Here is a 14,586-nt window from a genome sequence, read left to right on the forward strand (position 1 = left end):
TATTGACAAGCCTGGCGAGCCATTAGCAGTTCTCACGCCTTATTATGGCGGGCAATCGGTAATAAATAACATTCCGTTTCATGTATTATCTTGTCGAGATGTGGATTATCCATCAGGCGGAACACCCTTTGCACATAGCTATCCTCACCTTCACCAGCAACTCGCTGATCACCTTGCCAAACTTGTAAAAGTTTCATTCGGGCTTTAGTTTGTGTTTCTTCATCCCACAAAATCTGACCTGACTCGCGTTCAAAGCAGTTACTCAGCCATGCCCAACCGCTTTTACTTAGCAGTAGCAGCGGTTCACACATTCCTTGCTGATACCCACTGACTAACTGTTGTAAATAGTGATGAGCCTCATCACGACCCAAAGAATCATAGCGCCATGCTGTTCCTTTGCGGCCATACATCCGGCTTTGCCCCTTACCTCCGCCAGCACAATAGACCAAATGTTCAATCCATAATAAAAGCCCGTCTACCGCCGTCAATGCCGCAGGACGCCAACGAATTAATCCATCTTCCTGAACCTGATGAATCCACCCCGTAAGGGTGATGTCACCCAATTCGATATTTAGCTCAATGCTATGATACTCAAGGCGCTCGCTACGAATCTGTTCAGCTAATGGCACCATTTCCTCTTGCTGGCTTTCCCAATACAGCTCACCGAAGGATCCATAAGGCAGGGTGCCGGCCGCTCGGGCTCGGGCGAACACGCTATTGATATCACCCTCATCTATCAATGCATTTAGTAACTGAGTATTAAACTGATAGCGATTGAGGTTATCTAAAGTAAATGGCTCTTCATCAGGTAATTCTGTTTCTTCAATAACAAAATTCACTCCTAGCCGGAGCTGGAAGAATGCTCTCACTGGATGACGGTAGAAACGAATTAACTCATCCAGTGTAATTTCAGATAAGGGTTCAGGCGATAATGGCTGATTAAACTCTGGATGCGGTCGCCCTTTGGACTCAGCAGAGGGTAGCCATTCAGCAGCGTAACTTTGTAACTCGCTATGTTGAATAAAATTTTCAGCCGCAAATGGCATCCGCGCATGCCAGCAGAGTAAGTGCTGAATCACCCGCTGGGCGCTCTCATCAGCATTGAGCATTTCATCACCCGGTAAGTGATAGCTTTGTGAGATATATTCAATCAGTTCACTGACCAGCACTGATGGATAACGCTTACTGTTATCCTGGATAGAGCGCCCGATATAGCTGATATAGAGCTGTTGCTGAGCCGAAAGTAGCGCTTCGAGGAACAGATAGCGGTCATCGTCACGGCGGCTGCGGTCGCCACGGCGAACCTGTTTTGCCATCAAATCAAATCCCAACGGCGGCAGTGTTCGTGGGTAAACACCATCGTTCATCCCCAATAAGCAAACAACTTTAAATGGGATAGAGCGCATAGGCATTAGAGTACAAAAGTTGATTGGCCCGGCAAGGAAACGCTGACTGATGCGCTCATTATCCAAGCGCGAAGCCAGTTCATCCCGTAACAGATTAAGTGGCACCACATCGGGGTATTGGGCTGCAATACCGTAGCTGATAACCTTCTGCCACTGTTGTTCAATCAGCACCAACACCGCTTCAGTGTCATTATCGGGTTCGAAGAAGGTATCCAATAATTGGCGGCACAAGGGTAACCATTCGCTGAGTGCTCTTGGTTCACTTAATTGCTGCCGCCATTGGCTTAGTTGCATCAACATATCGGCCAATTGCCCAGCGAGTTCCGCTGCTAAACCACTCGACTCATCATACGGTAGCACCCCCCGCCAATCGCCGGCGGTGCTATCCATGGCATAACCCAGCAACATGCGGGTTATGCCAAAGTGCCAGGTATGCTGACCCGTTGCGGGTAAAGATAGCTCCCGCACATTGTCATCATCCAACCCCCAGCGAATACCTGATTCCCCCACCCATTGCCGTAAGCGGCGCAATCCATCTTCAGTAATACCAAACTTGCTGGCTAAAGCAGGGACCTCCAACAGGGCCAATACTTGTTCAGAGGTGAAACGGCTCTGGGGTAAATCAAGTAAAGTGATAAAAGCCTGTAGCGCCGGATGGGCTTGACTGGCTTTACGGTCAGAAATAGCAAACGGCAGATAGCGCTCCCCAGTCGCATTACCAAATGTGGCCTGAATATAAGGGGTGTAACTGTCAATATCGGCAACCATCACAATGACATCGCGTGGAGTAAGTTCAGGATTGGTTGAGAATAAATTCAATAGGTTATCTTGCAAAACCTCAACTTCCCGTTGAGGACTATGGCAAACATGCAGGCTGAGAGATCTATCCCTGATATCTAATCGACGCTTTTGGTCGCTATGAGCTAAGGATTCCGCAGTGGTACCAATAATTGCGTGGTCCTCCAGCTCCAACATATCGTGCTGAATACCATGTAATAGATTATCAGGGTCAATATCGACAAAAGCATGGACCTCTTGAATATCATCAACCTGAGATAATAAATACATATGATCCCGCCCGAGCCGCCCCCACGAGGCTAATAGCGGGTTACTGAGTTCTTGTTCACCATTCGCATTAAAGAGCTGTTTAGCCTGCTCTGGGTGGCGGAACAAATTTACTTCTATTGATTCGCGATAATGTCTACGTTTGCGGCTTTGTAATTTAGCCAAAAAAGCATAATCCTGAATGTCGCCCCAAAAATAGCGGCAAGGATTCGTAAACATCAGATGAATATCAATATGTTTACCCAGCGCTTGCAGGGCTTGTAAATAGATAGGGGGTAATGCCGATATGCCGCAAATAAATACCCGCTTGGGCAAGCCTGCGGGACAGGAATCCGATTCAAGTAGTGTGCGGATAAACCGCTGATAGAGATTGGCACGGTGCCATTCGGGTTGTTCCAATTGGCGGGTATAGTTCGTCAGTTCCACCCACAACTTGGCTTGCCACTGCTGAGCATCGTCCAGATTGTCAATGGGTTGGCCTCGCTCCCAACTGGCAAGCCATTCAGGTCGATACACTAAATACTGGTCGAAAAGGTCAGCAACCCGAGCTGCAAGCTGATGGATTTTGCGCTTATCATTATCGTCACTTAAATAGCGTTTCATGGGAGAAAATACCGGGCTTTCCAGTAAATCTGGCAGCAACCACATAAGTTTCCATGTCATGGCATCTTTGCTGAACGCGCTTTCTTTTGGGATCCCGGGTAAAACGCGGGTAAACATGTCCCAGATAAAGGTTGCGGGTAGCGGAAACTCAATATTTGCGGCAATGCTAAATTGTTGTGCCAATTGCATTTGTAACCATTGTGCCATCCCAGGGCTTTGAACTAACACAACTTCTTGCTGGAAAGGGTTATCCAACGGCTCTCGTTCTATCAGCGCAGTCGTTAGCGCTTTGAGTAAATCTAATTGATTAGAATGATAAACCGTGAACATGATGACTCCCTTAAGGCACTATGGAAAATAGCCATAAATGATTAAACCAACTTATTATCACTTGTGGGTAAATCCTGAGGCTTAATACTCTAACTTGATAATGAGTGAGCGCAATAGGTTATCTCTATTATAAGACCGATATAGCTGCTCATCCGTATCCCTCGGCTGTACATCAATCAAGATCCTCTTGTTTACAGCCTCAGCAGTGTCGAATTTATGGGGATAATTATACTGTTACCCGCTTCCATTCGTAGAGCAAAACCAACGGGCTAACTTTGCAGGTTGGTTTTCCCGTACCGCGAGGGTGAAACGAAGCTCGGCACACTCCCCTTCAGTTCGGCCAATGGACTGACGATATAACCAGTTCGGTTTCATTCCTGATATAAATGGCCTATCAGGTCTATCTTCCCCTGCGCTGTCGATGTGTTGATGAAGCACAGACCAAGCCTGACGCTGTTGCCATAAAGAAGAGAAACCCTGTAAAAGAGCCTGATGGTATTGCAACACACCCAATAACGAAACGGAGAAAAACAGTGCCGCAATTAAGGCTTCAGGCAGGCTAAACCCTTGTTGGTTGCGAGGATGGCATTGGTCGCCCCGTTTCATCAACAGGTGCCTATTGCCGTATTTTAGTAATTGCAAAACTGTACATCCTTATCAGGACAGAAATCCAACCAGCCACGAGCGGCCTTAACCAGTTGATAGTGACCCAAATACCCTTTGCCAGTATTCAGCATGACGCGTTGATAAAGTATCAAGGGAGGTCGAGCACCGAGGGGATCGCTCTCTCCTCTGAGAATAAAAAAACCACTTAGTGATGCCGGTTTAACACAGGCTTTTAAGCCATATTGCTGCTGCTGAATGCAATACCATGTCGAACCTGCCCGCCATGGCAAACTGAATGACCAATTCTGACTTATCCCCCAGTTCAGTGATGACGTTGCCTGATTAAAAGCACGTAAATAGTGCTGTTCTTCAGATGTAATTTGTTGAATATTATCCAATTGACGATGTAGTGCTGACAGCAGAAATAAACCAAGAGCGAAAAGTGTAGCAACGGCTGCCAATGTGCTGGCCCCCCGTTGATGATTCAGCGTTAAATGATTCAGCTTCATAGATTATTCCTGCGTATCGTATAAGTAAGCTGATGATGAATGACCGGGTTACCTGTTTTTTGCCCCGCTAGTTGCACCCGATAAACCTGATTTGATGTTTGCTGAGGTAATTGGCTAATAGAGAAATGGGTTATCGTGATCTCTCGTGGGTCAAGCAGCTTTTCCCACCCTCTGCCAGAGCAATTCAGTTCACCACGTTGGCCCTCTAATGCTTTATTACGCAGGCGGTAACCAAAGTATTCGGATTCCTGGTGTTTCTCCCCTTCCCATCGGCCATTTCGATTAAGATCGTAAGCAACTATCAGACACGAATTTGTCGCTTCTGCGGGATAATGATGGGTTGTAACCGCTGTTCCCTGGCACTCGCCATGGCAAAATCCCGCACGCCGCAGATCTTTTTCCAGCACAGCCATAACCTGACTAAGCGCTAGCTCCAGATAATAGTGCTGTTGCAAGATTGATATTTGTTTGCGTAGCTTGGGGAAAACCTCTGTGGCACCAAGCATAATCAAACTACCAATACTCAATGCCAGCATCATTTCCGGTAACGTAAAACCTGTTATACATTTCAGCCCCCAGCGAGCTGACACTGGTGTATTTCTGAGCATTATTGGCATATATGAATGCCTGATATTGGCTGGCCCTCACTGCATAGCCTTAAGCGCCCTCTACTGGAAATAACTAACCTGATAGACCCTGCCGGGTTACTGAGCATGATATTTCCTGCTTGTGCCGTATTCCTCACACCAAAAAACCCCATTTCTTTTTGCAATGAAGTCGCGATAGCGACATCAGGGTAAGGTGGAATAAACACGCTGTCGGTGAGTGCTGAACAGGGGATCGTAGGTTTATCACCACGTCCCAGACAGCCCTGCCCGTTCTGCTGTATCCACAACAATTCTGTGTTGTTGCGGCGATTAGCCTGTGCCTGTAAGTGTGTTAAGAAAGCAAGTAACTGACGGGCACTGTCTGCGAGCCTTTCCCGTTGCCGGTAATGGTGCCAATTTTGCGCCCCCCAAAGTGATGTTATACCGACTAACACAATCACCAGTAGCAACTCGATAAGGCTGATACCTTTTTGTTTTTTAAGAGAATAATTACGTATAAAGGCGGTTCTCTTTAATCTTATATTGGTGTCCATGCAGCAAGTTTACGTATCTGTAGATTGGGGTCGATAGGTTAGTGACAAGAGCTGGAAGAAGTACGCAAAACTTTATTTGCGGATACATAAATGCAAAATTCGATGCGGCACTGCTCGCATTTTTATTGCAGGGAAGATGCATGTAGTAAAGAAAAGGATTTGGCAAAATATCCTCAATAGATTTCCAGATGCGGGAAGGTGGCAAAGGAGAGACAAGTTAGTTGGGAACCGATTTGATCAGCAGTGATGCTAGCCGTAGAAGGGCCTCAGGATAAGGCTAATTACCCCCGAAGAGACAACACAATTAGTTGATTAAGATGATAAATCGGCTCGTAGAAGCGAGTTTCAGGGATGGAACAGATAACAAGAGCAGCGCCCCTAAAACTTGAAAGGTGACGGGTATAAAACCGGAGCCATTGCGGCTCCGGCCTAAAGATTAGATAGCAATCGGTGCTTTAATCCCTGGGTGAGGATCGTACCCCTCAATGTCAAAATCCTCAAAACGGTAATCAAACAAAGATGCCGGTTTCCGCTTGATAATCAGTTTCGGCAATGCCCGTGGCTCACGGCTTAATTGCAGATTTGTCTGCTCAATATGGTTGCTATACAAGTGTGTATCGCCCCCTGTCCAGACAAAATCACCGACGTCTAACTCACATTGCTGCGCCATCATATGCACCAGTAGAGCATAGCTGGCAATGTTAAATGGCAAGCCGAGGAATACATCACAAGAACGCTGATACAGTTGACAAGAAAGCTTGCCATCTGCCACGTAGAACTGGAAGAAAGCATGGCACGGTGCCAGTGCCATTTGTTCCAGTTCACCCACATTCCATGCTGAAACGATGATACGGCGCGAATCTGGATCCTGCTTAAGCTGTTTTACCACGTTGCTAAGTTGGTCAATCTTACGACCATCCGCAGCCCCCCAAGCCCGCCATTGCTTGCCGTAAACCGGACCAAGGTCGCCGTTTTCGTCAGCCCACTCATCCCAGATGGAGACATTATTTTCCTTCAGATAGCCAATGTTAGTATCGCCATTGAGGAACCATAACAGCTCATGGATGATGGAGCGCAAATGGCAACGCTTAGTGGTTACCAGTGGAAAACCGTCTTGTAAATTGAAACGCATCTGATGCCCGAAAATCGACACAGTCCCGGTACCGGTACGGTCAGCTTTAGGAGTGCCTTCTTCCAGCACTTTTTTCATCAAATCCAGATACTGTTTCATGTTACCTCACGAAAGTTGTTGCGCAGGACGACGATACGCCCAAATCATCATAATGATACCGGCCAGAATCATAGGTACAGAGAGTATCTGCCCCATGCTGATCACGCCATCGAACAAGCCAAGTTGGGCATCTGGCTGGCGGAAACACTCCACAATAATACGGAACGCACCATAACCAATCAGGAACAGACCAGATACACTGCCCATCGGACGCGGCTTACGGATAAACAGGTTCAGGATGATAAATAACACCACCCCTTCAAGAATCATTTCATACAGTTGCGAAGGATGACGCGGCAGTACACCGTATTGATTGAATATCGCCTGCCATTTCGCCGGATCGGCAGCAACAATGGCGATATCTTCACCACGGGAGGTTGGGAATAACATCGCCCACGGGGTATCGGTAGTCACACGGCCCCACAGCTCACCATTGATAAAATTACCAAGCCGGCCAGCACCTAAACCAAATGGAATAAGAGGAGCAATAAAGTCAGCGACCTGGAAGAAATGGCGTTTAGTACGGCGGGCAAACCACAACATGACGCAGATGACACCAATCAAACCGCCATGGAATGACATACCGCCATCCCATACTTTAAACAGATACAGTGGGTTATCGAGGAACATCGGCAGGTTATAAAACAGCACATAACCGACACGGCCACCGACAAACACCCCGAGGAAACCCGCATACAGCAGGTTTTCGACTTCTTCTTTGGTCCAGCCACTACCCGGTTTATTTGCCCGACGAACCGCCAGCCACATGGCGAAGACAAAGCCCACCAGATACATCAGGCCGTACCAATGAAGGGAAACTGGGCCAATGGAAAAAATGACCGGATCAAATTTAGGAAACGCCAGATAGCTATTGCTCATCTATCACCACGAAATGTCTCATATTTTGAGAAAATTAATGTTCTTGCCCGGTTAGGGCTACAGGTTGCGCATAATAGCATAGGGTTAGGCCTGTCTGGGCAGCGCCAAACAGAAAAGTTCTGTAAACAGCGCAACCCCAGACAGTGAATATTACTCACAAAAAACCAAAACACATTGGAATAGTCGCCAGTGACTGGCACTAACAACGCTATAGCACCCAGGACCAACGGGATAAGCTTACTTCCCGCCGCGGATCAATCCACCTAAGCCCCTGCGTTCCATAAATGCTGCTGTTAAATGACGCACATCCGTGGTCATTTGGGCGCTCAATACTCGTTCGGCCAATGCTGTCGCATCCGCTAAATCGATATTGCGCAGCAGGTATTTAATTCGCGCCACACTACGACCGTTCATACTGAGATTGCGATAACCCAACCCGACCAGCAACAACGCGCCCATCGGGTCACCTGCCATTTCACCACAAAGGCTCACCTGCAAACCCGATAGTGTCGCCTGCGTCAAAATATGGCTGAGTACCTGTAGCATCGCCGGATGCAGGCTGTCATACAGCGATGCAACGCGAGTATTATTGCGATCTACTGCCAGTAAATATTGGGTCAGATCGTTGGTGCCAACTGAGATAAAATCTACCCGCGATTTGAGGTAGGGCAGCATAAAGATCATGGCGGGGACTTCAATCATTACCCCCAATTTAGGCTGTGGCAATTCATAGCCCAAAACTTCCTGAACCTCACGCCCAGCACGATCAATCAGGCGTTTAGCTTCATCGACCTCTTCCAGGCTGGTGATCATTGGCAATAGAATACCCAGATTACCGGTTCCAGCGTTGGCACGCAGCATCGCTCTAACCTGGATCAAGAAGATCTCTGGCTGATCGAGCGTTACACGGATCCCACGCCAACCCAGACACGGGTTTTCTTCGCTGATGGGCATGTAGGGCAACTGTTTATCGGCACCGATATCCAAGGTGCGTAATGTGACGGGTTTGTTAGGATAAAGCTGTAACATGCCTTGATATTGCGCAACTTGTTCCTCTTCCGACGGAAAGCCGCTTTGCAACATAAAAGGGATTTCAGTGCGATATAGACCAACACCATCAACCCGCCCCCCCAGCAATTGTTCATGTTCTGGGCTAAGACCCGCATTCAGCATCACCTGAATCCGCTCACCACTTTTCAGGGCCGCAGGCTGTTCGACATCGTCTTCAGCCAGTTTGCTGAGCTCAATCTCTTCAGTGACCAGCCGCTGATACTCTTTGACCAGTACCGGTTCGGGATCAACCAGCACCTCGCCGCGGTAGCCATCAACAATTAATAGCCGCTGATTCAGCAACGCAGGCTGGATATCTGCACCCATCACCGTTGGAATACCCATGGCGCGCACTAAAATCGCAGCATGCGAGTTAGCAGCACCATCACGCACCACTACCCCCGCCAGACGATCTTGTGGCACCTCGGCTAATAGAGTGGCGGTTAACTCATCGGCAACCAGGATGAAACGCTCAGGCCATTGGCTGGCCCCAGAGGTGCTATCGTCAAGATGGAACAACAAGCGCTGACCTAATGCCCGCAGGTCACTGGCTCGCTCACGCATATAGGTGTCTTGCAGGCTGGCAAATTGGGCTGCGAATTGTTCAACCACTTGTTTCACGGCCCATTCAGCCACTGAACCGGCGTCAATTTGCGCGAAAAGCTCACGCTTTAGGCGGGCATCATTTAACAAGTGCGAATAGAGATCGAAAATTGCCGCACTCTCTTTTTGTGAGCTGGCAGCAAAACGCTTACTAAAGCGGCGGAATTCTGCCGCAGCCTCTTCCAACGCCTGAGTCAGGCGTTCACGCTCCTGAACAGTATCGAGCGTTGAGGCTTCATAAACCAAATCAAGGGATGGTTGCGAGGTATCCTGCCAACCTTCTGCTACTGCCACGCCTGGAGCCGCCGCCAGCGCGCGAATTCGTGTTTGACGATATTGGCCAAAAATCGCATTCAGTTGCGATTGAGATAGGATCCCCGCCAGTTGCGTGGCCAGCGTGACCATGAACGACTCTTCGCTCTCATCAAACTGGCGATGCTCGCGCTGCTGCACCACCAACACGCCAAGCAACTGCCGACGATAAATAATAGGTACCCCGAGAAACGCCCGGAAGCGATCCTCTTTAACTTGTGGTACATATTTAAAACTGGGATGACTCTGAGCATCGGCCAAGTTAATGGGTTCGGCCAACCGCCCCACCAGCCCGACGATACCTTCGTCAAAAGCCAGCGTAATGGTGCGACCACGGGGCTTTTTCAAACCCCGAGTCGCCATCAGGTAGTAACAACGGCGGTCATTGTCTGCCAGATATATCGAGCAGACTTCCGTGTCCATCGCCAGACAGGTTTCATTGACCAACAGCTCTAACGCATCCGCCAGGCTGGTTGCCATCGCCACTTTCTCAACTATTTCTCGCAAACGCATGAGCATGATCGGCTTAACTTAACCTCTTTTACGGCGATAAGCGGGCGGAACCCGTGGTGGAACAACCTCCTGCACGGGCATGACGGTTGCAGCAAATTCTTTCATCACACGACGATAAACATCACGTTTAAAAGAGACCACCTGACGCACCGGGTACCAATAACTGACCCAGCGCCAGCCATCAAACTCCGGGGTACTGCTGCGTTGCATGTTGATATCGGCTTCATTACACATTAACTGTAGTAGAAACCATCGTTGTTTTTGGCCGATGCACACCGGCTTTGTATCCCAACGCACCAAACGTTTTGGTAATTTGTAACGTAACCAGTTACGGGTTGAAGCCAGAATACGGACATCCTTTTTGTTAAGTCCTACCTCTTCAAAAAGTTCGCGATACATTGCCTGCTCTGGTGTTTCACCGGGGTTTATCCCCCCTTGAGGAAACTGCCAAGAGTGCTGACCGTAACGCCTGGCCCACAACACTTCGCCTTGCCGATTACAAATTACGATACCCACGTTCGGGCGGTAGCCATCATCATCGATCACCGGACTACCTCGATAAGCTTAAAACTCAAAGATGCTCTGATTGTTTCACACTAGCAACAGGCGGTAAACCACTGCTTATCTGCCAGCTAAACCTGATAACTCTGGGATAACTCACAGATATAAGCAAAGTTATGAACACCCCAAGGGCTACACACGACATTTTATTCACTTTTTCTGTGGATATAGGTGTGTAGAACTCTAGGGAAAAGTAGGTACAACTCATTTTAACGGAATAATACGACAAAAATATCTAAAAAAATAAATGATTAATTTCAACAAAATAACAGGTTTCCCACAGGTTTAAACGGTAGTGAAATGTGATCTATATCCGTTTTGGATCTGTCGCTGGCTAAAGATCCATCAATGTGGTTTTTATCCACAGATAATGCGTCAAAGTTATGCAAAAAAGAGTAAAACTCGCAAAAAAAGCCGTCGTCAAGGCTGTAAATTGAACCAGTGATCGTGATTTACTGGGGTTATCCAATAAATCTGTGGATAAATAGGTGTAAGATCCTGTTCATTATCGCTGTCAGTAGGTGCACAAGATAACCAGAATAAAAATATTTCATCCTTGGAAGGAAAGAAAACTTCCGTTAAATCATGCTATTATTCATTTCATCCACAGTGCATAACAATACATCTACCGCCACTTTTAATTCAGCTTGTTTTTTAACCGACTTTAGCAGGTTTCTACCCATGTCTGTTTATTCACTGCCACCGGCACCACCGACTGATGAACATCAACTTTTTCAACGTGCTCAAGCTTTGTCAGGTTTTACTCTTGGCGAACTGGCGGCGCGTGCTCAATGGGTTATTCCGGCAGACTTAAAGCGAGTAAAAGGCTGGGTTGGTATGTTGCTGGAGTTTTATTTGGGGGCCAGTGCTGGCAGTAAACCAGAACAGGACTTTGCCGACATCGGCATTGAGCTAAAAACAATCCCGATCAGCGCTCAGGGCAAACCTCTCGAAACCACTTTTGTTTGTGTCGCCCCCCTGACCGGCAACAGTGGTATCACTTGGGAAAGCAGCCATGTACGGCATAAACTGGCCCGCGTATTGTGGGTACCTGTTGAGGGTGAGCGGCAGATCCCGCTCGCGGAACGCAGAGTCGGCGCGCCTCTATTATGGAGCCCGAATGCGCAAGAAGAAGAACTGCTGCGGCGTGACTGGGAAGAGTTAATGGACCTTATCGTTCTTGGCAAAGTAGAAACCATCACCGCTCGCCACGGTGAGGTACTCCAATTGCGCCCGAAGGCCGCCAATAGCCGTGCGTTAACTGAAGCCATTGGTGAAAAAGGGCAACCGATCATGACACTACCCCGTGGTTTTTATCTGAAAAAGACCTTTACTGGCCCGATGCTGGCCCGTCACTTCTTGCTTTAACGGACGAATCTGATTATTCCGATTAATAAATAAATGAGAATACCCAAAGAACGTGGAGTTGCAGGTAGGCAGCAAGTGCATGAATCCCGATGAGCTTACTCAAGTAAGTGATTCGGGTGAGTAAACGTAGCTAACACCCCTGCAACTTCAAGTAAGAAGGGTATATAATTGTATTTTGTGTTTCCGTAAGGTGTATAGGCGCAATGTTTGAATGGATTGCCGATCCAAATGCCTGGTTGGCGCTAGGCACGCTGACTATCCTTGAGATTGTTCTCGGGATAGACAATATTATTTTCCTTTCTTTAGTGGTCGCAAAATTACCCAAAGCTCAGCAAAACAAAGCCCGCCGTATTGGCTTGGCCGGAGCAATGTTAATGCGTCTGGCGTTACTTGCTTCTATTGCCTGGGTTATCCGCCTGACTGAGCCGCTGTTTACAGTGGCAGGCCACGGTGTTTCTATGCGGGACTTGATCCTGCTGCTAGGGGGACTATTCCTTATCTGGAAAGCCAGTAAGGAAATTCATGAAACCATTGAGGGGAGCGATACTGAGCACACCAGTAATGTCAGCTCTTTCTTTGCGGCTATCGTGCAAATTATGCTGTTGGATATCATCTTTAGTCTGGACTCAGTGATAACAGCCGTTGGGCTGTCAGATCATCTGTTTATTATGATGGCCGCCGTGGTTATTTCTGTCGGCGTGATGATGTTTGCTGCCAGACCGATTGGGGAGTTTGTTAATCGCCATCCATCAGTCAAAATGCTGGCGCTCTCTTTCCTGATACTGGTCGGCTTCACCCTGATGTTGGAAAGTTTCCAGATCCACATTCCAAAAGGCTACATTTACTTCGCCATGTTCTTCTCCATGGGTGTTGAAACCCTGAATTTGATGCGTGGGAAAAAGAGTAAACCGGCTGATAAAAAAACATCAACCCAATAGATTTAAAGATGCCGGAAGGCGGCTGCAATCAAGAGGCCCAAGGATGGGCCGAATATTAAGCCGTAAGCAACCCCCTGCAATTTGCACGTTAGCGAGCATATCACCCTCTGGGCGCAGTTCACTGGCCCCGTTTACCACTTTTTTATGTACTTTTCCCTTGTACACTTCCCCCAACTGCGGTGCTTCGTTATAGTCGAATAAGGCGAGTTTTACTTGTACCCAAATAATTGGTGTTTCAGTAAGGCCAAACAAACACATCCTGAAGCAGTTATTCAAATAGAAAATTCAGGTGAGTGGGCGTAGCTAACGACGCTGCAATACCAACTACCAAGGGTATGGCCTGATAATTTCAGACATTAAGGAAGGTCGGCAATGCAATATCATCGTATCCCCCACAGTTCATTAGAAGTCAGCCTGCTGGGTCTGGGCACCATGACATTTGGTGAACAAAATAGTGAAGCCGATGCCCATGCGCAACTGGATTACGCCGTTGCTGCCGGTATTAACTTGATCGATACCGCAGAAATGTACCCAGTGCCTCCAAGGCCAGAAACCCAAGGGTTAACTGAGCAATACATTGGTAACTGGATAAAAGCGCGCGGTGAGCGTGATAAAATCATTTTAGCCAGTAAAGTCTCTGGGCCATCACGCGGCAGCGATCAACCGATTCGCCCCAATATGGCGCTAGACCGGAAAAATATCCGCATCGCGTTGGAAGATAGTCTTAGACGGCTCAATACTGATTATATCGATATTTATCAATTACATTGGCCACAACGTGAAACTAACTGTTTTGGTAAATTGAATTATCGCTATAGCGAACATACTGCTGTGGTCACCTTGCTTGAAACGCTGGAAGCGCTGAACGAGCAGGTACGAGCAGGGAAAATCCGTTATATCGGTGTATCAAATGAGACCCCATGGGGCGTGATGCGCTATCTGCAATTGGCAGAAAAACATGATTTACCGCGCATTGTCTCAATACAGAACCCCTACAGCCTGCTTAACCGCAGCTTCGAAGTTGGTTTGGCCGAGATAAGCCAACACGAAGGCGTTGAGCTATTAGCTTATTCCAGCCTGGCCTTCGGCACCCTGAGCGGCAAATACCTCAATGGCGCAAAACCTGCCGCCGCACGTAATACATTATTCAGCCGTTTCACCCGTTATACCGGGCCACAATCCCAGTTAGCGGTAGCGGAATATGTGGCACTGGCAAAACGTCATGGGTTGGATCCAGCACAGATGGCGCTGGCTTTTGTACGCCAGCAACCGTTTGTTGCCAGTACACTGTTAGGTGCAACCACACTGGAACAACTGAAAAGTAATATTGATAGCCAGAATCTAGTTCTGGACCAGGAAGTGCTTAATGCATTGGAAGAGATCCACACCCGCTTTACCTTCCCTGCACCTTAAATTCACTTGAGTTCAAATAGTAAAAAGGCCGCTAATGCGGCCTTAGAATACTGATAAT

Annotated in this window: 12 protein-coding genes; 3 read left to right on the top strand and 9 right to left on the bottom strand. The window is 47.8% G+C overall.

Annotated features, from left to right (window positions below; genetic code table 11):
• Nucleotides 1-32 precede the first annotated feature (32 nt).
• The 9 genes from recC to rppH all read right to left on the bottom strand — a co-directional run bounded on the left by recC (nt 33) and on the right by rppH (nt 10,794).
• Nucleotides 33-3,404 carry an exodeoxyribonuclease V subunit gamma gene (gene recC / locus A6J67_RS21610; protein WP_050297317.1) on the bottom strand — a complete coding sequence of 1,124 codons (3,372 nt, stop codon included), beginning with the start codon at nt 3,402-3,404 and terminating at the stop codon, nt 33-35.
• 234 nt (nt 3,405-3,638) lie between these two features.
• Nucleotides 3,639-4,010 carry a prepilin-type N-terminal cleavage/methylation domain-containing protein gene (locus tag A6J67_RS21615; protein ID WP_005185811.1) on the bottom strand — a complete coding sequence of 124 codons (372 nt, stop codon included), beginning with the start codon at nt 4,008-4,010 and terminating at the stop codon, nt 3,639-3,641.
• Between the two features lie 23 nt (nt 4,011-4,033).
• Nucleotides 4,034-4,519: a YgdB family protein gene (locus A6J67_RS21620; RefSeq protein ID WP_050089055.1), complete on the bottom strand. Its 486-nt coding sequence runs from the start codon at nt 4,517-4,519 to the stop codon at nt 4,034-4,036.
• Nucleotides 4,516-5,136, bottom strand: coding sequence for a prepilin peptidase-dependent protein (locus tag A6J67_RS21625; protein WP_032906527.1), 621 nt, complete (start codon nt 5,134-5,136; stop codon nt 4,516-4,518). Before A6J67_RS21625 ends, A6J67_RS21620 begins: the two co-directional genes overlap by 4 nt.
• Nucleotides 5,127-5,660: a prepilin peptidase-dependent protein gene (locus tag A6J67_RS21630; protein ID WP_050297316.1), complete on the bottom strand. Its 534-nt coding sequence runs from the start codon at nt 5,658-5,660 to the stop codon at nt 5,127-5,129. The genes A6J67_RS21625 and A6J67_RS21630 overlap by 10 nt, the downstream gene beginning before the upstream one ends.
• Nucleotides 5,661-6,096: 436 nt before the next feature.
• Nucleotides 6,097-6,891, bottom strand: coding sequence for a thymidylate synthase (thyA, locus tag A6J67_RS21635; RefSeq protein WP_005185822.1), 795 nt, complete (start codon nt 6,889-6,891; stop codon nt 6,097-6,099).
• 6 nt (nt 6,892-6,897) lie between these two features.
• Nucleotides 6,898-7,770, bottom strand: coding sequence for a prolipoprotein diacylglyceryl transferase (gene lgt / locus A6J67_RS21640; protein WP_005185825.1), 873 nt, complete (start codon nt 7,768-7,770; stop codon nt 6,898-6,900).
• Nucleotides 7,771-8,007: 237 nt separating this feature from the next.
• Complete coding sequence (gene ptsP, locus A6J67_RS21645; protein ID WP_032906528.1) at nt 8,008-10,254, bottom strand: phosphoenolpyruvate--protein phosphotransferase; 2,247 nt, start codon at nt 10,252-10,254, stop codon at nt 8,008-8,010.
• A 12-nt stretch (nt 10,255-10,266) separates the two neighbouring features.
• Nucleotides 10,267-10,794, bottom strand: a complete 528-nt coding sequence (gene rppH, locus A6J67_RS21650; protein WP_005185831.1) for an RNA pyrophosphohydrolase — start codon at nt 10,792-10,794, stop codon at nt 10,267-10,269.
• Between the two features lie 696 nt (nt 10,795-11,490).
• On the opposite strand from rppH, the gene mutH reads away from it, so the two are divergent.
• The 3 genes from mutH to A6J67_RS21675 all read left to right on the top strand — a co-directional run bounded on the left by mutH (nt 11,491) and on the right by A6J67_RS21675 (nt 14,528).
• Complete coding sequence (gene mutH, locus A6J67_RS21660; protein WP_050073625.1) at nt 11,491-12,177, top strand: DNA mismatch repair endonuclease MutH; 687 nt, start codon at nt 11,491-11,493, stop codon at nt 12,175-12,177.
• 203 nt (nt 12,178-12,380) lie between these two features.
• The gene (locus tag A6J67_RS21665) at nt 12,381-13,115 is read left to right on the top strand and encodes a TerC family protein (RefSeq protein ID WP_005185835.1); all 735 of its coding nucleotides are present in this window, start codon (nt 12,381-12,383) and stop codon (nt 13,113-13,115) included.
• A gap of 372 nt (nt 13,116-13,487) precedes the next feature.
• Nucleotides 13,488-14,528, top strand: a complete 1,041-nt coding sequence (locus tag A6J67_RS21675) for an NADP(H)-dependent aldo-keto reductase (RefSeq protein ID WP_005185838.1) — start codon at nt 13,488-13,490, stop codon at nt 14,526-14,528.
• Nucleotides 14,529-14,586 lie beyond the last annotated feature (58 nt).

The sequence above is a fragment of the Yersinia sp. FDAARGOS_228 genome, assembly GCF_002073315.2.
In the GTDB taxonomy this organism is placed as follows: domain Bacteria; phylum Pseudomonadota; class Gammaproteobacteria; order Enterobacterales; family Enterobacteriaceae; genus Yersinia; species Yersinia intermedia.